This is a genomic window from Cupriavidus sp. FW306-01-F10A (genome assembly GCF_058782785.1).
Genome location: NZ_JBYSYA010000015.1, coordinates 40,776 through 65,674, shown reverse-complemented (window position 1 = coordinate 65,674; position 24,899 = coordinate 40,776). Strand labels below are relative to the sequence as shown.

Here is a 24,899-nt window from a genome sequence, read left to right as displayed (position 1 = left end):
CGATTCTGGGCGCTGACACATGAACCCATCCCTGCACAGCGAAGTCACCAGCCGCCTGCTGCGCGACTACGCTTTCAAGCCGAAGCGCGGCGGCGAGAAGCTGGAGGACGGCAAGTGCCCGTCCTGCGGCAAGAAGACGCTGTGGGCTTTTGGCGATGCACCGTGGGTCGTGCGCTGCAACCGCCTGAACCATTGCGGCGCGGAACTGCACATCAAGGACCTGTACCCCGACCTGTTCGAGAGCTGGAGCGACCGCTTCAAGCCCACGCCGGAAAACCCCAAGGCGGCTGCCGATGCCTACATGCGCGACGGCCGCGGCTTCAACCTGGACAAGGTCCGCGACTGGTACACCCAGGAGAGCTACTACAGCCACGATCTGAAGATCGGCAGCGCCACCGTGCGGTTCGCGCTGGGCGCCGGCATCTATTGGGAGCGGATCATCGACCAGCCGCACCGGTTCGGCGCGCGCAAGGCAACCTTCCATGGCAGCTACGGCGGCATGTGGTGGCAGCCGCCGGTGCTGGAAACGTCCGGCGCATCCGAGGTGTGGATCGTGGAGGGCATCTTCGACGCGATTGCGCTCTGGCACCACGGCGTGCCGGCGGTGGCGGCACTGTCCTGCAACAACTACCCGGGCACAGCACTTGCCGCGCTGGCCGAGCAGTGGGCCGCCGCTGGCCGCGCGCGCCCGAAGCTGGTGTGGGCCCTGGATGCCGACCATGCCGGCACGCGCTTCGCCAGGCAGTGGCTCAAGCGCTGTCGCGACGACGGCTGGGAAGCCTCGATCGCGCTGCCCAAACAGGTCGGCGCGAAGAAGCGCGACTGGAACGATCTGCACCAGCTCGGCAAGCTTTTCGCGCAGGACCTGGAAGAGTACCGCTACCTGGGCGACCTGACGGCCGCCCCCAGCGCGGCCGAGAAGGCGCGGCTCATCTACGGTCGCACCGGCATGAGCCAGTTCGCTTTCGATTTCGACAGCAAGCTGTACTGGTTCAAGGTCGATCTGGAAGCGCTGAACCGCGAGATGGACGCCGTGCGCAGCGCGCACGCTGACATGAGCGAGGCGGAACTGCGCGACGAGGCCATGCTCAAGGCCGGCGTGGTGACCAACATCGCCACATGCCTGCCGACCGTTCTCTACTACCAGGCCAACGCCGTGACCGACGAAGCCTGGTACTACTTCCGCGTTGCGTTCCCCCACGACTCGCAACCGGTGAAGAACACCTTCACCAGCTCCCAGGTCGCGTCCGCCACCGAGTTCAAGAAACGGCTGCTGGCAGTGGCGCCGGGCGCTTTCTACACGGGTTCCAACGGGCAGCTGGACAGCTACCTGAAGGAGCAGATGCACCGCATCAAGAGCGTGCAGACCATCGACTTCGTCGGGTACACCAAGGAGCATGGCTGCTATGTCTACGCGGACGTGGCGGTCAAGGACGGCAAGCTCCACGCGCTCAATGACGAGGACTTCTTCGACGTGGGGCGTCTGTCCATCAAGACAATCGGCGGCTCGGCTGGGCTCTCGCTGAACACCGACCTCAAGGCATTCCGCAACGACTGGCTGGCGCTGCTGTGGCGCGCCTTCGGCGCCAAGGCCATCGTGGCGCTCGCCTTCTGGCTGGGCAGCCTGTTCGCTGAGCAGATCCGCGAGGGCGACGGGATCAAGCAGAAGAGCTTCCCTTTCCTCGAGGTCGTGGGGGAACCCGGCGCCGGCAAGTCGACCCTGATCGAATTCCTGTGGAAGCTGTGCGGGCGGCGCGACTATGAGGGCTTTGACCCGTCCAAGTCTTCGCTGGCGGCGCGGGCGCGCAACTTCGCCCAGGTGTCCAACCTGCCGGTGGTGCTGATCGAAGGCGACCGGGGCGAGGATGGTGCCAAGGTCAAGGGCTTCGACTGGAACGAGCTGAAAACCGCATACAACGGCCGCAGCACGCGGGCGCGCGGCGTCAAGAACGCCGGCAACGAGACCTACGAACCGCCCTTCCGGGGCACGGTGGTCATCAGCCAGAACGCCGAGGTCAACGCCAGCGAGGCCGTGCTGCAGCGGATCGTCCACCTGTACTTCGACCGGGCCGGCCAGAGCCCCGACACGTTCGCCGCCGCGCGGGAGCTTGAGCAGATGCCGGTGGAAGAGGTATCCGGCTTCCTGCTGACCGCGATCCTCAAGGAGCGCGAGATCCTGGCCTCCTACGTGGAGCGCATGCCGGTGTACCAGGACCACCTGGCGAAGCACCCCGAGGTCAAGCACCAGCGCCTGGTGAAGAACCACGCCCAGGTGATGGCGCTGGTGGACTGCCTCGGCCACGTGGTGCCGCTGCCCAAAGAGTACCGCGATGCGGCGGTCAAGCAGCTGGTGACCATGGCTGCCGAGCGCCAGCAGGCCATCGGCGCGGACCACCCGCTGGTGCAGGAATTCTGGGAACTGTACGACCACATCGAATCGGCGGAGGAAGACCACGCCGTGCTGAACCACGCCCGGGGAGATGGCGGAATCATCGCCATCAGCCTGCGGCACTTCGAACAGGTGGCCAATGACCGCCGCCTCAACCTCCCTCCGCTGACCGATCTGAAGCGTGTGCTGCGTACCTCGCGGCATCGCAAGTTCGTGGAGCTGAGGGTTGTCAACAGCGCGATCAACGCGCGTCACAACGCCGAGTATTCCCACGCGCCAAGGCGCCCCACTACAGTCAAGTGCTGGGTCTTCGAGGATCGCTCGGGCAACAAAGGAGCTTGAGCATGGCAGCGGATATCTATCTGTCGAAGGCGGTACGAATGGAGGTGGGGGAAGTTCGGTTCCAACGAGTGGAAGCCTACCTTGGCCATCCGCCAGAAATGATCGCTACGCAGCATGTGTATGTGATCACCGAAGACGGCAGCCAGCACAACCTGACCATCAGGCTGCAGGACGGCTGCCAGCGACTCGTGTTGGGTGAGCCGATCGCCGTTCCGGCCCTTCTGGTGCCCCAGGGAGAATCGGCATGACCGCGTTCCTGGTCTACATCGTTTCGCACAGCGGTGCGCGCATGCAGTTCACCGCGATCGCGCGTAGCCGTCTGGATGCGCAGCTCGGCGCCCTGGACCACCTGACGGAGCCGCCGCGCTTCTGCTGCGCCCGCGCTATCGGGAGGGCCATCTGATGCTCGCGCTGCTCAACCTCTGGATGATCGCCACCGCGGCCGGCGCTATCTACCTGCTCAACGCTGGCGCCGCGCACGCCCGCTGGGGCTCCCTGGTGGGGCTGCTCGGTCAGCCGGCCTGGTTGTACCTGACCGCTGCGACAGATGAGCCGGGCATGTTCTGGGTAAGCCTGTTCTTCACCGTGTGCTACGGCCGCGGCGTGTGGGACGGGTTCGTTCGTCGCGGAGGCCGTCATGGCTAAGTCCATCGTCACCGAAGCCGAGCTGCGTCGCGCGCATCGCGCCCTGCGGATCGCTACCCCTTTCGAGGCCATGTCCGACCTGCTGCGCGCCACCCTGGCCGCCGCGGCGCGGGCCATGGCCAGCCGCCAGCGGCAGCGCGCGCGACGCCGCTGCGCAACAGCCGGCACCGACCTGAAGCGCCGTGCCGCTGCCGACTTCGATGACTGACCCAGCACTGGAAAGCCACCATGCCAGCCAGCAAGCACCGTAAGACACGCCGCCCGCGCGCTGCCCGCGCCTGTGGCCTGCCCGTGATGTTCCGCTTCAGTGGCAATGCCGAGGTGGACCTGCAGCTCGTCCCGCACGTCGAGCTGAGCAAGATCCTCGACGGCACCGCCACCGAGGCGGCGTGGCACACGCTCGCCTTCCGCATCAACGTGGGCCAGGTCGTGGCCACGCTGTACTTCGCCGACAACCAGGAGCTGCGCGGCGCCATGGACGCGGCCGTGGTCGCTGTTGCCGCCGTGGGAAAGCGCTTCCGCGAGCGCGGCCGCCTGGGCGTGACCGGCGACGAATTCCGCGCCATTGGCCAGGGCCTGAACCTGACCGACGACATGCAACGCGCGTGCACCCGGCGGCAGCTCCTGGTGGCCACCCTCCAGGTCAACAACCGGGCGACCGCCCTTGGTCCGGTGGAAGCCGGTCAGATCCTTCACTTGGCAGACGCAGCATGAACGACATCACCCTCCCTCGACAGGAACGGGCTGTACCCTATGTCCAACGCGTGGCGCAGATCATCTGCACCGGCCTCTACCCGGAGGCGCATGCCGCCGGCAGGTTGCTGGTGGATTTTCCGAGGGCGACGCGCGAGAACCTGCTGACCATTGCCGAGGCGATCCTGATGGCAACCGCGACGGAAGCGCACTCGGCGCACCGGTACGGCTGGTGGGTAACTGCCCGGGATGAGCTGGACGGCCTGGCGCCGGCGCAGCTGATCATCGGCGGCCCGCTGGACACCGCCGATGGCACGCCACTGCAGGTGGATTCGCACCAGCGCCGGCATTTCCTGAAACCGTGGCGCGAGCGCCTGGCGATGCTGCTGCAGCTGCTGGACCTGCCCGCGCACGAGGTCAGCGGTTCGGCCGCCCAATCGACGGAAATAGCATGACGCCCATCACCACGACGATCAACCTGGACGCCGCGGCCGAAATGCTCGGCGCCCACCCGGAGACCGTGCGCCTGAAGGCCAAGGCCGGGGCGCTGCCCGGCCGCAAGGTTGGCAAGCGCTGGATGTTCTCGAAGATTGCCCTGGAGCGCTATCTCGCCGGAGAATGGATCCCGCGAGTTGTGCAAGGCGATCTGGCAAAGGAAGGTGAGCCATGTCGCTCTTCAAACGCAAAGGCAGTACCAAGTGGTATTACAAGCTGTACCCCCCTGGCGGCGGCACGCCGCTACAGGGAAGCACTGGCACCAGCGACGCCAGGCAGGCGCAGGAATTCCACGACCGCCTGAAGGTGGACCTGTGGAACCAGGCGAAGCTGGGGCAGCGCCCCCGCTACACCTGGAACGAGGCGGTGGTGCGCTATGTGGGTGACCGGGCCAGCCTGGCCAGCCTGGAAACGTCGAAGATCCACCTGCGCTGGCTGCACGCGCATCTGGACGGCGCCGAGCTGGCCACCATCGACCGCAACCGCGTCGATGCGATCGCCGCGGTGAAGCGGGCCGAACGGCGCACGGTGCGCACGCGCCAGGGGATCAAGGAACTGGACGGCGCCGTAAGCGCCGGCACGGTGCGACGGGTGATCGGTGTGCTCACGGCGGTGCTGAACGCCGCGGTGGAATGGGGGTGGCTCGACAGCGCGCCGAAGCGCAAGCGCGCCAAGGTAGTCAGCAAGCGCATCCGCTGGCTGACCGCGGCGCAGGCCGAGCGGCTGCTGGCCGCGCTGCCCGAACACTTGGCCGACATGGCGCAGTTTAGCCTGGAGACCGGCCTGCGCCGGGCCAACGTGACCGGGCTGGACTGGTCGCAAGTGGACCTGGTGCGGCGCGTCGCCTGGATCCACCCGGACCAGGCCAAGGCGCGCAAGGCGATTACCGTGCCGCTGTCGGACATGGCGATCACCGTATTGCGCCGGCAGTTGCCAAAGAAGCGGGAGCCGGACCACGTCGAGGCCGTCTTCGTCTACCGCGGCCGGCCGGTCTACCAGACCAGCACTGCGGCGTGGAAGAAGGCGCTCGAGCGGGCCGGCATCCGGGACTTCCGCTGGCACGACCTGCGGCACACCTGGGCCAGCTGGCACGTGCAACGCGGCACGCCCCTGCAGGTACTGAAGGAGCTGGGTGGCTGGGAAACGATGGAGATGGTGCAGCGGTATGCGCACCTGTCGGCGGATCACCTGGCGCAGTGGGTGGCACCACTGACGGCAGCGCCGGCGTCGAAGTTAGCTGCAGTTTAGCTACAGTCGCCCTTCGCGGCGGTGGTGGGAAAAGCCGGAAACCCTTGTGGGGATTGGCGCGCCCGGCTGGGATCGAACCAGCAACCCCTGCCTTCGGAGGGCAGTACTCTATCCATTGAGCTACGGGCGCACAGGACGGTTTTGCAACCGGTTTGTGGGTACAGCGGTTGCGGCGGGCGAGTGCCGCCGCAGGAAAGTCGCATAGGATACCGCGTTTGCCCCGTGCCGTCCATGCGGGCCCGCCAGGGGCTTCAGGGAACGTCTCGCAACCGCCGCTTTTTGGCACTGGCGGGGGGCCTTTGGCGCTATAATCGCCAGCTATTTGCGTCAAATCGTGCCCGCCACACCGCCGATGCAATGAGTCGACCGGGGTCAAGGCCGCGCGGCTTGTTGTCGGCGACAATCAGGCCCGGTCCGGGAGACAGTCCGCAGCGCGCAAATAGCAACAGACCCAAGTCAGGCAAGGGCCGCAGCCAGCACGGGCGGCCCGGATGGGGCCGGACAGCGGTCAGCGAGTGACCAAGACCGGGCCAGAATAAGCAAGCCGAGCGTAAGCGGCCAGAAGGTTTCCTGCAAAACTGAGAGTTCTGTATGAGCGACGTCCACAACGAACACGACGAACACGAGTCTCCCATCAAAACCCCGAAGCAGCTGATCGCAGTTGTGATCGCGGCTTTCCTGGTGCCGATCATCGTGATCATTCTGCTGGTCAACTTTGTCGGACACGGCTCGACTGAAAGCGCCGGCGCCGCCACCACGGCGGAAGCCGTCAACGACCGCATCAAGCCGGTCGCCTCGCTCGAAATCAAGGATCCCAATGCGCCGCGCGTCTTCAAGACGGGCGAGCAGGTCTACAAGGAAATCTGCGCCGCGTGCCACGCCACCGGCGCAGCGGGTGCACCCAAGTACGCCAACGCTGGCGACTGGACCGCGCGCATCGGCCAGGGCTTTGACGGCCTGATGAAGTCGGTGATAAACGGCAAGGGCGCGATGGCCGCGCGCGCCGGCACCACGCCGGACGACTACGCCGACTACGAACTGGCCCGTGCCGTGGTCTACATGGCCGACGCCGGCGGCGCCAAGTTCCCGGAACCGGCTGCCCCGGCTGCCGCCGCGCTGGCGACCGCCGCAGCCCCTGATGCCGCCGCCGGTCCGGCCGCCGCTGCCGCGCCTGCACCGGCCGCTGCAGCGGCCCCGGCAGCCGCTGCCGCCGCACCTGCTGCTGCGCCGGCCGCCTCGGCCGACGTGGGCAAGAAGGTCTACGAGCAGGTCTGCGCCGCCTGCCACGCCGCCGGCGTGGCAGGTGCGCCCAAGTTCGGCGACAAGGCCGCCTGGGCGCCGCGCCTGAAGGAAGGCATGGACGCGGTCCACAACTTTGCGCTCAAGGGCAAGGGCGTGATGCCGCCCAAGGGTGGCTACGCCGGCCCGGACGCGGACGTGATCGCCGCTTCGGACTACATGGCCAACGCCGCCAAGTAAGTCCGCCTGCTGCAAACGAAAAGCCCGCGCATATTGCGCGGGCTTTTTTTCGTCCGTACCGCCTGCGCGGCCGCTACACCACGCGCGAGTACCGCGCCCGCGGCACGAAGCGCACCGGCTGCGCGCCATCGTTGGCGGCAACGGCCTGGGCACCGGTGTCCGCGGGCCGCGCGGCGTCCTCGCGCAGGTAGTGGTCGAACACCATCGCCACGCGCCGCACCAGCAACCGGCCCAGCGGCGTCACGGTGATGCGTTCCGGCGCGCATTGCACCAGCCCGTCAGCGCCCAGTGCAGCAAGGTCGGCCAGTTCCGGCGCAAAGGCCGTGCCGAAGCGGATGCCGTGGCGCGCTTCCAGCGCCGGGATATCGAGCACCCCATTGCACATCAGGTCGCCGATGATCTCGCGCCGCAGGTGGTCGTCGACGCTCATCGCCACGCCGCGCGCCAGCGGCAGGCGGCCGTGGTCGAGCGCGCCGTAGTACTCGTCCAGCGTGCGCGCATTTTGCACGTAGCGCCCCGCGATCGCGCCGATCGCGGAAATGCCGAGCCCGACCTGGTCGTAGCCGGCGTGCGTTGAGTAACCCTGGAAGTTGCGCTGCAGCCGCCCTTCGCGCTGGGCCACGGCGAGGTCGTCGTCGGGCAGCGCGAAATGGTCCATGCCGATATAAACGTAGCCCTCGGCGGTCAGCCGCTCGATGGTGGAGACCAGGATGTCGAGCTTCTCGCCGGCGGGCGGCAAGGCGTTTTCGTCGATGCGGCGTTGCGGCTTGAACACATGCGGCAGGTGCGCGTAGCTATAGACCGAGAGCCGGTCGGGACGCAGCGCCAGCACCTGCTCGATGGTGCGGCCAAAGCGCGCCGCGGTCTGGTGCGGCAGGCCGTAGATCAGGTCCAGGCTGACCGAGCGGAAACCCAGCGTGCGTGCGGCATCCACCACGGCGCGGGTCTCTTCGAACGGCTGGATGCGATGGATGGCCTGCTGGACCTCGGGATCGAAATCCTGCACGCCCAGGCTGACGCGGTTGAAGCCCAGCTCGGCCAGCAGCGCCATGCGGGCGTGGTCGACGCGGCGCGGATCGATCTCGATCGAATGCTCGCCCTCGGCCGCCAGCTCGAAATGCTCATGCAGCAGCGCCATCACGCGGCGCATCTCGCCGGGGTCGAGGAAGGTCGGCGTGCCCCCGCCCCAGTGCGACTGCAGCACCTGGCGGCGCGGCCCGAGCCGGTCTGCCACCAGCGCCATCTCGCGGCCCAGGTAGTTGACGTAGCGGGCGCTGCGGCCATGGTCGCGCGTGATGATCTTGTTGCAGCCGCAGTAGTAGCAGATGTTCTCGCAGAACGGGATATGCAGGTACAGCGACAGCGGCGCCGGCGCGTCGGCGCGGCAGGCGGCGAGTGCGTCGTGGTACAGCGACAGGTCGGGCCCGTTGCGGAAGCGGTCGGCCGTCGGGTACGAGGTATAGCGCGGGCCGTTGCCGTCGATGCGGCCGGCCAGCGCGCGGAAGTCGGACAGCGCGCGGCGGTCGGGCGCAGGGGAAGTCATGGCAGACGGGATCATGGGGGCGCGGGGGTATGGGTGTATGACGGCCCATCGTAGGGCCGCACCGCCGCTGGCGCGTTGACCGCCGTCAAGCGCGGGCATTGGACCTGCGGGCGGCGGGCGTCACATTGGTGTCATGTGTGGCGGATACGCTGCGCGCCACCGCCGGCCCGCGCGTCACCTGCCCCTGCAATGCCAACTCCCGACCAGACATCAACGCATCCGCCGTACCCACCGCTGCGCAGCCACCTAGCAGCACCGGCCCGGCACCGGCGCCGCCTGCTTGCCGCCGCCGGCGCGGCCCTGGCCCTGCCCGCCTGGCCAGCGCTGTCGCAGGCGCAGGCGCGCCGCACGGTCGTGGTCGGCCACCTGCTCGACCGCGGCGGCGCGCAAGCCGACCTTGCGCGCGACTACCTGGCCGGGGCCAAGGTCATGTTGGATGCTGTCAACGCCGGCAACGGCCCGGTGCGCATCGCGCACGTGGTCCGTGACGCCGATCCCGACCCGCGCCGCGCGCTGGCGCAGGCGGTGTCGCTGGCCGATACCGAACGCGCCGAGCTGCTGTTCGGCCCGGGCGACCGGCTGTTGCCGGCGCTGGCGGCATCGGCCGAGCTGGGCCGGCGCGGCGTGCAGATCGTGGCGCCGCTGTCGGGGCTTGCGCTGGCGGCCGACAACGTCTGGTTCACCCGTGCCGACTACCAGGCCGAACTGGACGCGGCGGTACGCCAGCTGCGCAGCTACGGCCTGACCAGCATCGCGCTGGCCCTGGCGCCGGACTTCGCCGCCCCGTCGCTGGCCCGGCTGGAGGCGCAGACCGGGACGCGCGCGGTGCCGCTCGACGCCAATCCCGAGGCCGCCGCCCGGCGCATCGCCGCCACCCGCCCGGGCGCGGTGATCGTGGCGGGCGATACCCTTGCCTACGCCGGGCTGGGCCGCGCGCTGGCGGTGCAGGGCTGGTACGGTTTCCTGGTCGGGCTGTCGTCGGTCAGCGCCACCGCCGCGCGCGAGATCCTGGGCGCTGGCTACAACGGCGGCATGGTGCTGACCCAGGTCGCGCCCGGGCCGCAACAGGCAACGCTGCGGGTGGTGAAGGAACACGTGGCGCGCATGAAGCAATACCTGGATGAGCCGCCGTCGCCGGCCACGCTGGCTGGCTATATCGGCGCGGCATGGCTGGCGCGCGCGCTGGCCGGCCTGCGCGGCAGCGGCGCGGCCGAGATGCGGCGGGCACTGCAGGGGCGCGTGGACGTGGGCGATTTCCCGCTCGACTTCACGCACGGGCAGCGCGGCTCGCAGTACGTCACGCTGGCGGCGTCAGCCGCGCGGTAGGGACAGGCGCGCGCGCAGGCCGCCTTCGGGGCGGTTGCTCAGGGTCAGCTCGCCGCCATGGCGCGCGGCAATGTCGACCGCGATCGACAACCCCATGCCGACCCCGCCGGTGGCGCGGCTGCGCGAGGATTCGACGCGGTCGAACGGCGCGAGCAGCACAGCCGCCATACTAGGCATGCCTGCACCCCGCGTCTTGTCAGCCTGGTAGGCCTTTGTATCGGGACTGTAGCGCCCGTTCAGCCCGGGGCTGTCTTGCCGCCGTTTCCCAGCAGTGCCTTGAGCGCGCCGAGCCGGTCCTTGGGGCTCATCGCCGGGGTTTCATCCACCGGCGCAGGCGCCTCCTCCAGCTTCATCTCGCCGATAAAGCGCGAAGGCTGGCACGAGTAGGTCTCTCGCGCGCGCTTGCGCTTCTTGCACCAGCTGACATGCAGGCTGCGCTGGGCGCGGGTGATGCCGACATACATCAATCGCCGCTCTTCCTCGATCTTCTCGTCGCTCATGTCCTCGTCTTCGCGGCAGTGCGGCAGGATGCCCTCCTCCACGCCGACCAGGAACACGTGCGGATACTCCAGCCCCTTGGACGCATGCAGCGTGGACAGCCGCACCGCGTCGGGATCTTCCTCGCGGCCTTCCAGCATGCTCATCAGCGCCACGGTCTGGGTCAGCTCCAGCAGGTTCTTGCCTTCGCTGCCGAGGCCGTCGGCATTGTCGAAGCCGGTGGCTTCCTCGCCCTCGGCGCCTTCGGGCTTGGTGCCCTTGCGCTTGAGCCAGTCGAGGAATTCCAGCGTATTGGTCCAGCGCGACTGCGCCTGCCGTTCGTCGAAGCTGTCGTACAGGTAGGCCTCGTAGTGGATCCCTTCCATCAGGTCGTCCAGCACCACGGTGGCGGGATCCTTGGCCGCGCGGTCGGCCAGCCGTACCATCGATTCGCAGAACACGCGCAGCGGCTCCAGCTGGCGCGGCTGCAGCTTGCCTTCGATGCCGCCCATCATCGCGGCCTCGAACAGCGACACCTTGGCCTGTCCGGCAAAGGTGCCCAGCGCTTCCAGCGTGGTGTTGCCCACGCCGCGGCGCGGCGTGGTGATGGCGCGGATAAAGGCGGGATCGTCGTCGGGGTTGGCAATCAGGCGCAGATAGGCGCAGATGTCCTTGATCTCGGCCTTGTCGAAGAAGCTCTGGCCGCCCGACAGCACATAGGGAATCCGTTCGCGCCGCAGGATCTGCTCAAACAGCCGCGCCTGGTGGTTGCCGCGATACAGGATGGCGTAGTCGCGGAACTGCGCGCGGCGCTCGAACTTGTGCGCGGACAGGCGGAACACCACCGACTCGGCCTCGTGCTCCTCGTCGTTCATCGGGTGGATGGCGATGGGGTCGCCCATGCCGTGCTCGCTCCACAGCTTCTTGTCGAACAGCTTGGGGTTGTTGGCGATGACCGCGTTGGCGGCTTCCAGGATGCGCACCGTGGAGCGGTAGTTCTGCTCCAGCTTGATCACCTTCAGGTCCGGGAAGTCGGTCTGCAACCCGCGCAGGTTGTCCAGCGTGGCGCCGCGCCAGCCATAGATGGCCTGGTCGTCGTCGCCGACCGCGGTGAAGGCCGGCGCGCGCAGGTGCGAGCCGCCTGCCAGCAGCTTCAGCAACTGGTACTGGCAGGCGTTGGTGTCCTGGTATTCGTCGACCAGGAAGTAGCGCAGGCGGTTCTGCCACTTGAGTTGCACCGTTTCATTGCGCGCGAACAGCTCGGCGGGCAGGCGGATCAGGTCGTCGAAATCCACCGCCTGGTAGGCGTGCAGCGTGGCCACGTAGTTGCGGTAGACCAGCGCGGCCTGGTGCTCGTCGGCATTGGCGGCCTGCGCGATCGCTGCCTCCGGATCGACCATGCCGTTCTTCCATAGCGAGATCGTGCCCTGCACGCCGCGGATCAGCTTCTTGTCGGTGGTGCCCAGCTGCTCCTGGATCAGGCCGAAGCAGTCGTCCGAATCCATGATCGAAAACTGCGGCTTCAGGCCCACGTGCTCGGCCTCCATGCGCAGGATCTGCACCCCGAGCGAGTGGAAGGTACAGACCGTCAGCTGTTTGAGCGGGATGCGCTTGCCCTCGCGCGTGGTCTTGCCCTCCATCAGCTTGCCGATGCGCTCCTGCATCTCCTTGGCGGCCTTGTTGGTAAAGGTGACGGCGGCGATATGGCGCGGCTCGAAGCCCTTGTCCTCGATCAGATGCGCGATCTTCTGCGTGATCACCCGGGTCTTGCCGGAGCCCGCCCCGGCCAGCACCAGGCAAGGGCCGTCCAGGTAGCGGACGGCTTCGGATTGGGCGGAGTTCAGGCCATGGGTCATGCGTGGGATGCGGTTGGAGGCAGGGAAATCGGCAGGAACAGCGGCAGGCCAGGCGGGACACGCCAGCACCCAAAAAACGGGCATGGCAGCAAAGCTGCCGATGTTAACACGCTGGTCGCGGCAGGTCAGTCAGCGCAAACCGCGTTGACACGGCCGGTTGTGTCACCGGCGTAACACTTCGTAAAGGCCGGAGCCAATCGCGCAACCAAACGCTCTAACTAGTATGTCCCCTGGCCTGCGCGGCGGGGTTGACATGCTTGAATCATCACATCGGAGCCAATAATGAAAACCCTGCAGACTTTGACCAAGGTGACCCTGATCGGCGTGACCGTCGCGGCCTTTGCCGGTTGCGCGGATATGACCCCGAAGCAGCGTAATACCGCCATTGGCGCGGGCGCGGGCGCCGTGGGCGGCGCCATCCTCACCGACGGTAGCGCGCTGGGTACGCTGGGTGGCGCGGCCGTGGGCGGCGTGATCGGTAACGTTGTCACCGACGACAAGAAGAAGTAAGCCAGACCACCGCAGCGACAGGTACGGCAGGCTCCCCTGGCCGGTTTGACAAAGGCCGGGGCCTCCCGTACATTGCGCGCATCCGACCGGGAGAGCGCGCATCGCCTGCGCCGCCGAAGGGGTATCACCCGAAAACTCTCAGGCACCACGGACCGATCGGATCGGCATGCAATATGCACACAATGCATGCCGAACTCTGGAGAGCGGCACCCGCCATTCGTGGCGAGCGTGCCCACCGAAGGGGCGCACGAGGAAGGGGTCCGGCAGGATCCGCCTTGTAATCTCTCAGGTATCGAGGACAGAGGGGTCATCCGCCGCAGCGGATTGCCACGCCACATTCAGGCGCGGCGAGCGTTGCGGCGGATGGCCCTTTTTTTGTTTTCGCCAACCGAGACTGCCCCAGAGGATTCCATGACGCTCCAGGCCACGCCCCTCAACGCCATCCACCGCGCCCTCGGCGCCCGCATGGTTGATTTCGGCGGCTGGGACATGCCGGTCAACTACGGCTCCCAGATCGAAGAACACAATGCCGTGCGCACCGACGCCGGCATGTTCGACGTGTCGCACATGTGCGTGGTCGACCTCGCCGGCGCCAATACCCGCAGCTTCCTGCGCGGCCTGCTGGCCAACAATGTCGACAAGCTGCAGACCCCGGGCAAGGCGCTCTACTCCTGCATGCTGGATGAGAAAGGCGGCGTGATCGACGACCTGATCGTCTACTTCTTTGCCGAGGACCGCTTCCGCCTGGTCGTCAACGCCAGCACCGCGCTGGGCGACATCGAATGGATCCGCGCGCGCAATGCCGCCACCGGCAGCGATGTGACCATCACGCCGCGCCGCGACGATGTTGCGCCTGCAGGCGTGCAGCCTCTGGCCATCGTCGCCGTGCAGGGGCCCAACGCCCGCGCCAGGGTGTGGAGCACCTTCCCCTCGACCCAGCCTTCGGACACGCTCAAGCCCTTCAACGCCGCCGTGGTCCAGGACCCGGCCATCGGCGAGATCATGGTGGCGCGCACCGGCTACACCGGCGAAGACGGCTTCGAACTGGTGGTGCCGGCCGAGAACGTCGCCGCCGTCTGGGAAAAGCTGAACGCCGCCGGCGTGCGCCCCGCAGGCCTGGGCGCGCGCGACACGCTGCGCCTGGAAGCCGGCATGAACCTGTACGGCCAGGATATGGATATCAACACCTCGCCGCTGGATGCGGGCCTGGCCTGGACGGTGGACCTGCAGAGCGAGCGTGACTTCACCGGCAAGGCGGCACTGGCCGCGGCCGGTTCGCGCCAGCAATTCCTCGGCCTGATCCTGCGTGACAAGGGCGGCGTCCTGCGCGCCCACCAGAAAGTGATCACGCCGGCCGGTGACGGTGAAATCACCAGCGGCACCTTCAGCCCGTCGCTGTCCCAGTCCATCGCCTTTGCCCGCCTGCCCAAGGATGTCGCCGTGGGCGATACCGTGCAGGTGGAGATCCGCGACCGCAAACTCAACGCGACTGTGGTTAAACTGCCGTTTGTGCGTAATGGCAAGGCACTCGTGAGCTGAGGCTCACCCAACGGTCGCCCTCGCCTGCCGGCAGCTTCGCCGGGCAGGCATCACCCAACAAGAAACAAATCTGTATCCGGAGAACCTTCATGAATTTCCCCGCTGACCTCAAGTACACCGAGTCGCATGAGTGGGTACGCGTCGAAGCCGACGGCACGCTCACCATCGGCATCACCGACCACGCGCAGGACGCGCTGGGCGACATCGTCTTCCTGGAACTGCCCGAAGTGGGCAAGTCGGTCGGTGCCGGCGATGCGCTGGCAGTGGTGGAATCGGTAAAGGCCGCTTCCGACATCTACGCCCCCGTGGCCGGCGAAGTGATCGCCGTCAACGAGGCCGCCACGGCTGCCCCGGAGAGCGTCAACGCCGACGCCTTCGACGCGTGGCTGTTCAAGCTCAAGCCGGCCAACGGCGACGACGTCAACGGCCTGATGTCGGCCGACGCCTACAAGGCCAGCGTCGGCGCCTGACGCCGGCCGCGCCGGTCCATGGTTGGACCGGCCACTGCAGACTGACGCGCGCCGTCCCGGCTGACCACCGGCCGGCGCGCACCTCACGAGGTTCTTGCCAATGAACGCCCCGCTTCCCATGAACGCCGCCCAAGTGAACCGGCCCACGCTGGCCGAACTGGAGGCGCGCGACGCCTTCGCCGCCCGCCATATCGGCCCCGATACCCCCGAACAGCAGCACATGCTGAAGGTGCTGGGCTATGACAGCCGCGCCGCGCTGATCGACGCCGTCATCCCCGCCGCCATCCGCCGCCGCGACGGCATGCCGATGGGCGAGTTCACCGAGCCGCTGAGCGAGGAAGCCGCGCTGTCAAGGCTGCGCGGGCTGGCTGGCAAGAACAGGGTGCTGAAGAGCTTTATCGGCCAGGGCTACTACAACACCGTCACGCCCGGCGTCATCCTGCGCAATATCTTCGAGAACCCGGCCTGGTACACCGCCTACACGCCCTACCAGCCGGAGATCTCGCAGGGCCGCCTGGAGGCGATGCTGAACTTCCAGCAGATGGTCACCGACCTGACCGGGCTGGATATCGCCAATGCGTCGATGCTGGATGAAGGCACTGCCGCGGCCGAAGCCATGACGCTGCTGCAGCGCGTGAACAAGCACGATTCGAACACCTTCTACGTGGCCGACGACGTGCTGCCGCAGACGCTGGAAGTGGTACGCACGCGCGCGCTGCCGATGGGCATCGAGGTCAAGGTCGGCCCCGCCGCCGATGCCGCCGCGGCCAACGCCTTCGGCGTGCTGCTGCAGTACCCGGGCGTGAACGGCGACGTCAACGACTACCGCGCCATCGCCGACGCCGTGCACGCCGCCGGCGGCCTGGTGGTGGCTGCCGCCGACCTGCTGGCGCTGACGCTGATCGCCGCGCCGGGCGAATGGGGCGCCGATGTGGCCGTGGGCAACTCGCAGCGCTTCGGCGTGCCGCTGGGCTTCGGCGGCCCGCACGCCGGCTATATGGCGGTGAAGGACGCGTTCAAGCGCTCGATGCCGGGCCGGCTGGTGGGCGTGACCATCGATGCGCAGGGCAACAAGGCCTACCGCCTGGCCCTGCAGACGCGCGAGCAGCATATCCGCCGCGAGAAGGCCACCTCGAATATCTGTACCGCGCAGGTGCTGCTGGCCGTGATGGCGTCGATGTATGCGGTCTACCATGGCCCGCAGGGCCTGAAGCGCATCGCGCAGCGCGTGCATCGCCTGACCGCGACGCTGGCCGCCGGCCTGGAAAAGCTCGGCTTCGCGCGCACCAACGCCAGCTTCTTCGATACGCTGACGCTGGAAACCGGCTTCAACACCGATGCCATCCATGCCGCGGCCACCGCGCGCGGCATCAACCTGCGCCATATCAGCGCCACGCGCGTCGGCATCTCGCTGGACGAGACTGCCACCCGTGCCGACGTGGTCGCGCTGTGGGAAGTCTTCACGCAAGGCAAGCCGCTGCCCGCGGAAGTGGACTTCGACAAGCTCGAAGCTGTCGTGCAGGACGCGTTCCCGGCGGAACTGGCACGCACCAGCGAATACCTGACCCACCCGGTGTTCAACACGCACCACGCCGAACACGAGATGCTGCGCTACCTGCGCATGCTGGCCGACAAGGACCTGGCGCTGGACCGCACCATGATCCCGCTGGGCTCGTGCACGATGAAGCTGAACGCCACCAGCGAGATGATCCCGGTGACCTGGCCCGAATTCAGCCAGATCCACCCGTTCGCGCCGCTGGACCAGACCGTGGGCTACCGCGAGATGATCGACCAGCTCGAGGCCATGCTGTGCGCCGCCACCGGCTACGCCGCGGTCAGCCTGCAGCCCAACGCCGGCTCGCAGGGCGAGTACGCGGGCCTGCTGATCATCCATGCCTACCACGCCAGCCGCGGCGAAAGCCATCGCGACATCTGCCTGATCCCGTCGTCCGCACACGGCACCAACCCGGCTTCGGCGCAGATGGCCGGCATGAAGGTGGTGGTGGTGGCCTGCGACGAGGACGGCAACGTCGACCTGCAAGACCTGGCGAAGAAGGCCGAGCAGCACAGCAAGAACCTGGCGGCGATCATGATCACCTACCCGTCCACGCACGGCGTGTTCGAGCAGGGCGTGCAGCAGATCTGCGAGATCGTGCACCAGCACGGCGGCCAGGTGTACGTGGACGGCGCCAACATGAACGCGATGGTCGGCACCGCCGCGCCGGGCCAGTTCGGCGGCGACGTGTCGCACCTGAACCTGCACAAGACCTTCTGCATCCCGCACGGCGGCGGCGGCCCGGGCGTGGGCCCGGTCGCAGTCGGCGCGCACCTGGCTGACTTCCTGCCCAACCAGGACAGCGTCGGCTATCGCCGCGACGACCGCGGCATCGGCGGCGTTTCGGCGGCGCCGTTCGGCTCGGCCAGCATCCTGCCGATCTCGTGGATGTATATCGCGATGATGGGTTCGGCCGGCCTGACCGCCGCCACCGAGAATGCGATCCTGGCCGCCAACTATGTCGCCAAGCGCCTGGCGCCGTACTACCCGGTGCTGTACACCGGCCAGCACGACCTGGTTGCGCACGAGTGCATCCTGGACCTGCGCCCGCTGCAGAAGGACACCGGCATCAGCAATGAAGACGTGGCCAAGCGCCTGATGGACTACGGCTTCCACGCCCCGACCATGAGCTTCCCGGTGCCGGGCACGCTGATGATCGAGCCGACCGAGAGCGAGGCACTGCACGAGCTGGACCGCTTTATCGACGCGATGATCGCGATCCGCCAGGAAATCGGCCGCGTCGCCGACGGCACCTTCGACCGCGACGACAACCCGCTCAAGCACGCGCCGCACACGGCCGCGGTGGTGACCGCCGACGAGTGGACCCACAAGTACACGCGCGAGGAAGCCGCGTACCCGGTGGCATCGCTGCGCACGCAGAAGTACTGGCCGCCGGTCGGCCGTGCCGACAACGTGTATGGTGACCGCAACCTGTTCTGCGCCTGCGTGCCGGTCAGCGACTACGTGGTGGACTGAGGCGTAGCGCCGCCGCAGCCGCGGCGGCCCGCCAACGAACTATGCTCGAGATGACGGGCATCGCGGTGTCGCGGTGCCCGCCGCAGCCACGCCAACCGACCAAGAAGAGCCTCTTCAGGGCCATCCCATTGCTGGAGACATTCCGTGGCAGTCAGCGTCTTTGATCTGTTCAAGGTGGGCATCGGCCCGTCGAGCTCGCATACCGTAGGCCCGATGCGCGCTGCGCTGATGTTCGCGCAGGGGCTTGAGCGCGACGGCCTGCTGCCGCAGGTGGCGAGCGTGCGTGCCGAGCTCTATGGCTCGCTGGGCGCCACCGGCAAGGGCCACGGCACCGACAAGGGCGTGATCCTCGGCCTGATGGGGGAAGCCCCCGACACCATCGATCCCGATTCGATCGACACGCGCCTGGCCGCGCTGCGCGCGGGCCGCGAGCTGTCGCTGCTGGGCCAGCATGTCGTGCCCTTTGTCGAGAAGGAGCACATCGCCTTCTACCGGCGCGAAGCGATGGCCGAGCATCCCAACGGCATGAAGTTCCATGCCTTCGACGCCAGCGGCGCATCGCTGCGCGAGGCGCGCTACCTGTCAGTCGGCGGCGGCTTCGTCGTGACCGCGGGCGCACCCAATACGCAGGTGCTCAATGCCGCGCAGCAACTTCCGCACCCGTTCCGCAGCGGCAAGGACATGCTGGAGATGGCCACCGCCAGCGGCAAGAGCATTGCGCGGCTGATGATGGAAAACGAGCTGACCTGGCGCAGCGAGGCGGAAGTCACCAGCGGCCTGCTGCATATCTGGGATGTGATGCAGGCGTGCGTGGCGCGCGGCTGCCGCACCGACGGCGAGCTGCCGGGGCCGTTCAGGGTCAAGCGCCGTGCGCCGGAACTGTTCCGCAGCCTGACCGAGCGCGCCGAGCGCACGCTGTCGGACCCGCTCTCGGTGATGGACTGGGTCAACCTGTACGCCATTGCCGTCAATGAAGAGAATGCCGCCGGCGGGCGCGTGGTCACCGCGCCGACCAACGGCGCCGCGGGCATTATCCCGGCGGTGCTGCACTACTACGACCGCTTCGTGCCGGGTGCCAGCAAGCAAGGCGTGGTCGACTTCCTGCTGACCGCGGGCGCGATCGGGCTGCTGTACAAGCTCAATGCGTCGATTTCCGGCGCCGAGGTCGGTTGCCAGGGCGAAGTCGGCGTGGCCTGCTCGATGGCCGCCGGCGCGCTCGCGGCGGTGCAGGGCGGCAGCCCGGCGCAGGTCGAGAACGCGGCCGAGATCGGCATGGAGCACAACCTCGGGCTGACCTGCGACCCGGTTGGCGGACTGGTGCAGATCCCGTGTATCGAGCGCAACGCAATGGCCTCGGTCAAGGCGGTCAACGCGGCGCGCATGGCCTTGCGCGGCGACGGCACGCACTACGTATCGCTCGATTCGGTGATCAAGACCATGCGCGAGACCGGTGCCGACATGAAGACCAAGTACAAGGAGACGGCGCGCGGCGGGCTGGCGGTGAATATCGTGGAATGCTAATGTCCGCGCGCAGCGCGGCGTATCATGGCGGCGTTCCCCGAACGAAAAACAAGAGGGCAGCCATGCAGACCTTCCACCAGCTGTTCGACGAAACCTCGTCCACCTTCACCTACCTGCTGATCGACGCCGCCACCGGGGACGCGCTGCTGATCGACCCGGTCGACCACCAGCTGGAACGCGACCTGGCGCTGCTGAAGTCAACCGGCGCGCGGCTGGCGTGGGTCATCGAGACCCATGCCCATGCCGACCACATCACCTCGGCCGGCCACCTTGCGCTGCAGACCGGCGCGCACACTGCGGCGCCGTCCGGCTGCGATATCAAGCCCGCGCAGAAGCAGCTGATCGACGGCGACACTGTCGCCTTCGGCAAGCAGGTGCTGCGCGCCATCCATACGCCCGGGCACACCGCCGGCAGCATGAGCTACCTGTGGGAAGAACCCACGCCCGACGGCATCGTGCGCCGCGTCTTCACCGGCGATGCGCTGCTGATCGACGGCTGCGGCCGCACCGACTTCCAGTCGGGCGACGCCGGCACGCTCTACGACAGCCTGACCAGGAAGCTGTTTGCGCTGCCCGACGACACGCAGGTCTATCCGGCCCACGACTACAAGGGCCGCACCTCGTCCACCATCGGCCAGGAGCGCGCCCACAACAGCCGCGTCGCCGGCCGCACGCGCGAAGAGTTCATCGAGATGATGCGCAACCTGAACCTGCCGCGCCCGAAGCTGATCGATGTCGCCGTGCCGGCCAACCAGCGCCTGGGCCTGCGCGACGGTGAAAGCGTGCCGCACGGCGCCTGAGGTTTTCCTAACGTTAGGAGTCTTTGCATGTCCACATACACCGCTGAAGTCCTGTGGCAACGCGACGGGCAGGATTTCGCCGGCAACCGCTACAGCCGCAGGCATCTGCTGCGCTTTGACGGCGGCGCAGAAATTCCGGGATCGTCGTCGCCCCATGTGGTGCCGCTGCCGATGTCGGATGCGAGCGCGGTCGATCCCGAGGAGATGTTCATCGCCTCGCTGTCCAGCTGCCACATGCTGTGGTTCCTGTCGCTGGCGGCGAAGCAACGCTTTGTCGTCGACCGCTACCTGGATGCGGCCACTGGTGTGATGGCAAGGAACGCGGACGGGCAGATGGCGATGACCGTGGTGACGCTACGCCCTCAGGTGACGTTTGGCGGCGAGCGCGAGCCCACGCGCGAAGAACTCGATGCCCTGCACCACGCCGCGCATGGCGCCTGCTTTATCGCCAACTCGGTCAGGACCGAGGTGCGCTGCGAACCGGTGTTCGCCGGCGCCTGAGCGCGTTGCCATGCCTGCCATCGTCCCGGCACCGGCGCCAGCGCAGCTGGTGCCGCCGCGGACTGAATCGGTTCGCCGCAGGGTGCTGCGCTGGCTCGGTGCGGGACTGGTCCTGCTTGCCGGAATCAGCATGATGCAGGATCACTTCCTCTACTTCCCCGACAAGGCCTCGGTCGACGACATGGTCTCGCCCGGGTTGCGCGCCTGGCCGGGGCCGCAGGACTTTCGCGGCCTTGTCGCCGAACCGGCCGGACCGGCGCGCGCCACCGCCATGGTCTTTCACGGCAATGCCGGGCACGCCGGGCATCGCGGCTACTACGCCAGCGCGCTGACGAAGCTGGGCATTCGCGTGATCCTGGCCGAGTACCCGGCCTACGGCCCGCGCACCGGCGCACTCGGCGAGCGCAGCTTCGTGGCAGACGCGGAACAATCGATTGCGCTGGCCCGGCGCCAGTTCGGCGGCCCGCTGCTGCTGGTCGGCGAGTCGCTGGGAGCGGGCGTGGCCGCAGCGGCCGCGGCGCGCCAGCGCGAGAGCGTCGCCGGCGTGCTGCTGATCACGCCGTGGGACAAGCTTGCGCATATTGCCTCGCATCACTATCCCTGGCTGCCGGCCGGCTGGGTGCTGCGCGACCGCTACGAAAGTGCGGCCAACCTGGAAGGCTTCGGCCGCCCGGTGATGGTCGCGGTCGCCGAACGCGACACCATCGTGCCGGCACGCTTCGGCCGGGCGCTCTATGCGTCGCTGGGCGAACCGCGGCGGCTCGCGGTGATCGGCGGCGCCGGGCATAACGACTGGGCCGGGCATGTCGATACGGCCTGGTGGCAGGAAGCGGTCGCGTTCCTGCTGTCCCCGCCACCCACTACAAACAAATAACATCGGGCCGTCAAAACGCTGATTTGACTTACCCCTGCGTGCCGCAAATACTGGCCTTCACAGAACGGCTCGCCACTTGCGCACCGGTCGGTGCGTCCAGCGTTGCGTAGCCGACATCCGTGGGGGAACATCATCATGAAGCAATGCCAGCATCGCAAGCTGTACCGTGGCCTCGGCGTACTGGCCGCGGCGATCGCGCTGACCCCGGCGCTGATCCCTGCCCAGGCCATGGCGCAGAACAAGCCCATGGCCTATCCGGCCAAGGGCCAGAGCCAGCAACAGCAGGCCAGCGACGACGGCGCGTGCTACAGCTGGGCCAAGCAGCAGACCGGCGTGGATCCGGCACAGGCCGCCAACGCCCCGCCGCCGGCCCAGGCGCAGAGCGGCCAGCGCGTGCGGGGTGCCGCGGGCGGCGCCGCGGCCGGTGCCGTGGTGGGCGCGATGGCAGGCGATGCCGGCAAGGGTGCGGCGGTCGGCGCTGCAGCGGGTACGGTGGGGGGCGGCGTGGCGCACCGGCAGTCGCGCCGCCAGGCGAACGCGGCCAACCAGCAGGCGGCGGCCAATACCAGCCAGGCGATGGGCTCGTACTACCAGGCCTGGGGCGCCTGCATGCAGGGGCGCGGCTACAGCGTCAAATAAGACAAGGGGCAGCCTGGCGCAGGCTCAGGCAGCCCACCGGTCACACGCCTTGCGCACCGTTTCACGCTGGCTGCGCGCATCGGCATCGACCTGGCGCAGCCACTCGGCGTCGCCGTCGCGGCGCTCGGCCAGCGCGCGGATATTGGCCAGCGCCTCCAGCGAGCCGAGTGCCTCGGCGTGCGGCACCAGCGCGTCGCAGATCGACAGGATGTGGTCGGCGATCGGCATGCGCGTCAGTTCGTTGGGATGCACGTACTCCCCCTCCAGCCCGAAACGGCAGGCCTGGAAGCGGTTGAAGGTGTACACCAGGTAATCGTCTTCCTGCGGCATGAAGGGGCGCGACAGCAGCAGGTAGCGCGCCAGCATCTGGATATAGGCGGCGATATCGCAGGCGCGCTGCACCGTCAGCGGCGTGTCCATCACGCGGACCTCGATGGTGCCGAACTCCGGCTTGGGCCGGATATCCCAGTAGAAGTCCTTCATGCTCTCGATCACGCCGGTATTGCGCATCTTCTCGAAATACGCGGTGAAGGCGTCCCACGTCAGCAGGAACGGCGCCCGCCCGCTCATCGGGAAGGCCGCGACCGAATTCAGCCGCGCCGAGGCAAAGCCGGTATCCACGCCCTGCACATAGGGCGAGGATGCCGCCAGCGCCACAAAGTGCGGCACATAGCGGCCGATGGCATGCAGCAGGAACAGCGATTCGTCGGCGCTGGGGCAGCCGATATGCACGTGCTGGCCGAACACGGTGAACTGCTTGGCCAGGTAGCCGTACAGCTCTGAGATGTACTGGTAGCGCGGCGAATCCGAGATGGTGCGGTCGGCCCACTGCTGGAACGGGTGGGTGCCGCCGCCGGCAATGCCCAGGTTCAGCGAGCGCGAGGCCGCCACCATCAGGTCGCGCATCACGGTCAGCTCTTCCAGCGCCTGCTGGTAGCTGTGGCAGATCCCGGTGCTGATCTCGATCATCGACGGGCTGATCTCCGGCTTGATGTCGCCGGCATGCTCGGCGCCCTTGAGCGCGCGCAGCAGGTCGGGCGCGAACGGGGCCAGGTCATAGTCATGCCGGTTGACCAGCTGCAGCTCCAGCTCCACGCCGAAGGTCAGCGCCTCTGAGTGCTTGAACGTTTCGAGCGACATCAGCGCCCTCCTCCATTGGCCCGGATGTCGACGCGGACTTCGCCTGCGTAGCGCAGCGCCCAGGCCGCGATCACCGGACCGAAAAGTTGTTCGATGGCCAGCGCGCACAGGATGATGGCCGCCAGCGGCTGGCCGGTACCGGGGTAGAGCCGCGCCACGTCATGCATCAGCAGGTAGGCCAGGCCCGACATCGGCGCCAGCGCCAGCCCCAGCGCCATGCACTGGCGCAGGCTCAGGCCCGAGAACGAGCCCAGCGACACCACGCCCGCCAGCTTGGCCACATGGCGCAGCACCACCAGCGCGATGGCGTAGACGCCGCCCACGGCCCAGTCCTGTGCCGTCAGCGGCAGGCCCAGCGAGACCACCATCACGATGATCAGCAGGCTGCCGGCGCTGCCGAAATGCGGCGGCCACACATGCGGCTGGTTGTCCTGGTGCTTGAACACGACACCGGCCAGCATCAGCGTCAGCGGCATCGACAATTTTAGTACCCGGGTCAGCGCCAGCGTGAACAGCACCAGGCCCACCAGCACCAGGAAGCTGTAGTGGTCGTCGGCCGACATGCGGTCATAGATGGCATGACCGAGCTTGCCCACCACCCACGCCAGCAGGCACGAGCCCACCAGCAGGTACAGCGGATGCAGCAGCGCGGCGCCAAGGTTGCCGTATTCCGAATGCAGCCAGCCGGTGGCGACCTGCACGATCGCGGCGGCGTAGATGCTGTTGAGCGCGGCCATCGCCATCAGCCGCTCGGTGACCTGCCCTTCGGCGCGCAGTTCGTTCTTGAGCTGCAGCACGATGGTGGGCGAGGTGCTGACCGCGATGCCGCCTGCCAGGATGGCCACGCCGGGCGAGGCGCCGATCCACTGCAGCACCGCCGCCACCAGCCCCCAGGTCAGCAGGCTTTCAAAGGCGCTGGTCAGCAACAGCCAGCGGTTGGCGCGCAGCCAGGTCAGCGAGAGGCGATGCCCGAGTTCGAACAAGGCCAGTGCCAGCGCCATATCGATCAGGATACGGGTCTGGTTGATCATGTTCTCGTCGACGATGCCCCGCCCCAGCATGCCGGCGCAAAGCCCCGCCGCGGCATACCCGACGATGCGCGGGCAGCGCAGCCAGCGCCGGCTCAGTTCACCGGCCAGGCCGGCGCCGACCAGCGCCAGCCCGACCCAGAACAGGCCGCCGGGCGCGAGCGGGAGGCTTGGAAAAAGTTGGCTCAGTCCATTCATGGCGACATGGTAATGTAAGCACTTCACAATCCATGTCAGTGATTGTCCGACACCGCACAAAACACGCGCACAACTTCTGTCATCTGCACGTAAAAAACGCCATCTCCAGATGGCGTTTTTTACATCCCTTACATGTTCAGACCGTTCGCCGGACC

Annotated in this window: 24 protein-coding genes, 1 tRNA gene, 1 pseudogene and 2 riboswitches; of the genes and pseudogenes, 20 read left to right on the top strand and 6 right to left on the bottom strand. The window is 67.7% G+C overall.

What is annotated here, in order from left to right; genetic code table 11:
* The first annotated feature begins 19 nt into the window (after positions 1-19).
* From AC3WLF_RS20955 to AC3WLF_RS20915, 9 genes are read left to right on the top strand one after another with little or no spacing between them, the layout of a single operon-like run.
* Positions 20-2,731, top strand: a complete 2,712-nt coding sequence (locus AC3WLF_RS20955) for a toprim domain-containing protein (protein ID WP_492358773.1) — start codon at positions 20-22, stop codon at positions 2,729-2,731.
* 2 nt (positions 2,732-2,733) lie between these two features.
* Complete coding sequence (locus AC3WLF_RS20950; protein WP_492358772.1) at positions 2,734-2,979, top strand: hypothetical protein; 246 nt, start codon at positions 2,734-2,736, stop codon at positions 2,977-2,979.
* Complete coding sequence (locus AC3WLF_RS20945; RefSeq protein WP_492358771.1) at positions 2,976-3,134, top strand: hypothetical protein; 159 nt, start codon at positions 2,976-2,978, stop codon at positions 3,132-3,134. The genes AC3WLF_RS20950 and AC3WLF_RS20945 overlap by 4 nt, the downstream gene beginning before the upstream one ends.
* The gene (locus AC3WLF_RS20940; RefSeq protein WP_492358770.1) at positions 3,134-3,376 is read left to right on the top strand and encodes a hypothetical protein; all 243 of its coding nucleotides are present in this window, start codon (positions 3,134-3,136) and stop codon (positions 3,374-3,376) included. Before AC3WLF_RS20945 ends, AC3WLF_RS20940 begins: the two co-directional genes overlap by 1 nt.
* The gene (locus tag AC3WLF_RS20935; RefSeq protein WP_492358769.1) at positions 3,369-3,584 is read left to right on the top strand and encodes a hypothetical protein; all 216 of its coding nucleotides are present in this window, start codon (positions 3,369-3,371) and stop codon (positions 3,582-3,584) included. The genes AC3WLF_RS20940 and AC3WLF_RS20935 overlap by 8 nt, the downstream gene beginning before the upstream one ends.
* Positions 3,585-3,604: 20 nt before the next feature.
* Entirely contained in the window at positions 3,605-4,090 is a 486-nt protein-coding gene (locus tag AC3WLF_RS20930) for a hypothetical protein (protein ID WP_492358768.1), read from the top strand.
* The gene (locus tag AC3WLF_RS20925) at positions 4,087-4,524 is read left to right on the top strand and encodes a hypothetical protein (RefSeq protein WP_492358767.1); all 438 of its coding nucleotides are present in this window, start codon (positions 4,087-4,089) and stop codon (positions 4,522-4,524) included. Before AC3WLF_RS20930 ends, AC3WLF_RS20925 begins: the two co-directional genes overlap by 4 nt.
* Positions 4,521-4,868: a helix-turn-helix domain-containing protein gene (locus AC3WLF_RS20920; protein ID WP_492358766.1), complete on the top strand. Its 348-nt coding sequence runs from the start codon at positions 4,521-4,523 to the stop codon at positions 4,866-4,868. The genes AC3WLF_RS20925 and AC3WLF_RS20920 overlap by 4 nt, the downstream gene beginning before the upstream one ends.
* Positions 4,781-5,812 (top strand): tyrosine-type recombinase/integrase, encoded by a 1,032-nt coding sequence (locus AC3WLF_RS20915; RefSeq protein WP_492358818.1) that lies wholly within the window; start codon positions 4,781-4,783, stop codon positions 5,810-5,812. The genes AC3WLF_RS20920 and AC3WLF_RS20915 overlap by 88 nt, the downstream gene beginning before the upstream one ends.
* A gap of 54 nt (positions 5,813-5,866) precedes the next feature.
* Here AC3WLF_RS20915 and AC3WLF_RS20910 read toward each other — a convergent pair.
* Positions 5,867-5,942: transfer RNA gene (locus AC3WLF_RS20910), tRNA-Arg, on the bottom strand.
* A 461-nt stretch (positions 5,943-6,403) separates the two neighbouring features.
* Between AC3WLF_RS20910 and AC3WLF_RS20905 the strand changes: the two genes are divergently transcribed.
* Positions 6,404-7,291, top strand: a complete 888-nt coding sequence (locus AC3WLF_RS20905) for a c-type cytochrome (protein ID WP_492357116.1) — start codon at positions 6,404-6,406, stop codon at positions 7,289-7,291.
* Positions 7,292-7,364: 73 nt separating this feature from the next.
* On the opposite strand, the gene hemN is transcribed toward AC3WLF_RS20905, so the two are convergent.
* Complete coding sequence (gene hemN, locus AC3WLF_RS20900; protein ID WP_492358765.1) at positions 7,365-8,849, bottom strand: oxygen-independent coproporphyrinogen III oxidase; 1,485 nt, start codon at positions 8,847-8,849, stop codon at positions 7,365-7,367.
* Positions 8,850-9,023: 174 nt separating this feature from the next.
* On the opposite strand from hemN, the gene AC3WLF_RS20895 reads away from it, so the two are divergent.
* The gene (locus tag AC3WLF_RS20895; RefSeq protein ID WP_492358764.1) at positions 9,024-10,160 is read left to right on the top strand and encodes an ABC transporter substrate-binding protein; all 1,137 of its coding nucleotides are present in this window, start codon (positions 9,024-9,026) and stop codon (positions 10,158-10,160) included.
* On the opposite strand, the pseudogene AC3WLF_RS20890 reads toward AC3WLF_RS20895, so the two are convergent.
* Positions 10,146-10,316: pseudogene (locus AC3WLF_RS20890) on the bottom strand (ATP-binding protein); the annotation flags it as partial. The gene AC3WLF_RS20895 and the pseudogene AC3WLF_RS20890 sit on opposite strands and share 15 nt — an antisense overlap.
* Before the next feature lie 80 nt (positions 10,317-10,396).
* Complete coding sequence (locus AC3WLF_RS20885) at positions 10,397-12,493, bottom strand: UvrD-helicase domain-containing protein (protein WP_492320104.1); 2,097 nt, start codon at positions 12,491-12,493, stop codon at positions 10,397-10,399.
* A gap of 282 nt (positions 12,494-12,775) precedes the next feature.
* Here AC3WLF_RS20885 and AC3WLF_RS20880 point away from each other — a divergent pair, with 282 nt between their 5' ends.
* The 9 genes from AC3WLF_RS20880 (at position 12,776) to AC3WLF_RS20840 (ending at position 22,378) form a co-directional block, all read left to right on the top strand.
* Positions 12,776-13,003, top strand: a complete 228-nt coding sequence (locus tag AC3WLF_RS20880) for a YMGG-like glycine zipper-containing protein (RefSeq protein WP_010812167.1) — start codon at positions 12,776-12,778, stop codon at positions 13,001-13,003.
* A 77-nt stretch (positions 13,004-13,080) separates the two neighbouring features.
* Positions 13,081-13,168, top strand: a riboswitch (glycine riboswitch).
* A 21-nt stretch (positions 13,169-13,189) separates the two neighbouring features.
* A riboswitch (glycine riboswitch) is annotated at positions 13,190-13,315 on the top strand.
* A gap of 99 nt (positions 13,316-13,414) precedes the next feature.
* Complete coding sequence (gene gcvT / locus AC3WLF_RS20875; protein WP_492358763.1) at positions 13,415-14,542, top strand: glycine cleavage system aminomethyltransferase GcvT; 1,128 nt, start codon at positions 13,415-13,417, stop codon at positions 14,540-14,542.
* A gap of 89 nt (positions 14,543-14,631) precedes the next feature.
* Positions 14,632-15,012, top strand: a complete 381-nt coding sequence (gene gcvH, locus AC3WLF_RS20870; RefSeq protein ID WP_010812169.1) for a glycine cleavage system protein GcvH — start codon at positions 14,632-14,634, stop codon at positions 15,010-15,012.
* A gap of 100 nt (positions 15,013-15,112) precedes the next feature.
* Entirely contained in the window at positions 15,113-18,043 is a 2,931-nt protein-coding gene (gene gcvP, locus AC3WLF_RS20865; RefSeq protein ID WP_492320106.1) for an aminomethyl-transferring glycine dehydrogenase, read from the top strand.
* 144 nt (positions 18,044-18,187) lie between these two features.
* Positions 18,188-19,564, top strand: a complete 1,377-nt coding sequence (locus AC3WLF_RS20860; RefSeq protein WP_492320107.1) for an L-serine ammonia-lyase — start codon at positions 18,188-18,190, stop codon at positions 19,562-19,564.
* A gap of 62 nt (positions 19,565-19,626) precedes the next feature.
* Positions 19,627-20,364, top strand: a complete 738-nt coding sequence (locus tag AC3WLF_RS20855) for an MBL fold metallo-hydrolase (protein WP_316151865.1) — start codon at positions 19,627-19,629, stop codon at positions 20,362-20,364.
* A 27-nt stretch (positions 20,365-20,391) separates the two neighbouring features.
* Complete coding sequence (locus tag AC3WLF_RS20850) at positions 20,392-20,865, top strand: OsmC family protein (RefSeq protein WP_492357112.1); 474 nt, start codon at positions 20,392-20,394, stop codon at positions 20,863-20,865.
* Positions 20,866-20,875: 10 nt separating this feature from the next.
* Positions 20,876-21,739, top strand: a complete 864-nt coding sequence (locus tag AC3WLF_RS20845; protein ID WP_492320109.1) for an alpha/beta hydrolase — start codon at positions 20,876-20,878, stop codon at positions 21,737-21,739.
* A 135-nt stretch (positions 21,740-21,874) separates the two neighbouring features.
* Positions 21,875-22,378, top strand: a complete 504-nt coding sequence (locus tag AC3WLF_RS20840; RefSeq protein ID WP_492320110.1) for a glycine zipper domain-containing protein — start codon at positions 21,875-21,877, stop codon at positions 22,376-22,378.
* A 24-nt stretch (positions 22,379-22,402) separates the two neighbouring features.
* Here AC3WLF_RS20840 and AC3WLF_RS20835 read toward each other — a convergent pair whose 3' ends face one another.
* Together AC3WLF_RS20835 and AC3WLF_RS20830 are read right to left on the bottom strand one after the other, a co-directional pair.
* The gene (locus AC3WLF_RS20835) at positions 22,403-23,518 is read right to left on the bottom strand and encodes a YbdK family carboxylate-amine ligase (protein ID WP_492320111.1); all 1,116 of its coding nucleotides are present in this window, start codon (positions 23,516-23,518) and stop codon (positions 22,403-22,405) included.
* Complete coding sequence (locus AC3WLF_RS20830; protein ID WP_492357111.1) at positions 23,518-24,744, bottom strand: cation:proton antiporter; 1,227 nt, start codon at positions 24,742-24,744, stop codon at positions 23,518-23,520. Before AC3WLF_RS20830 ends, AC3WLF_RS20835 begins: the two co-directional genes overlap by 1 nt.
* Positions 24,745-24,899: the final 155 nt, after the last annotated feature.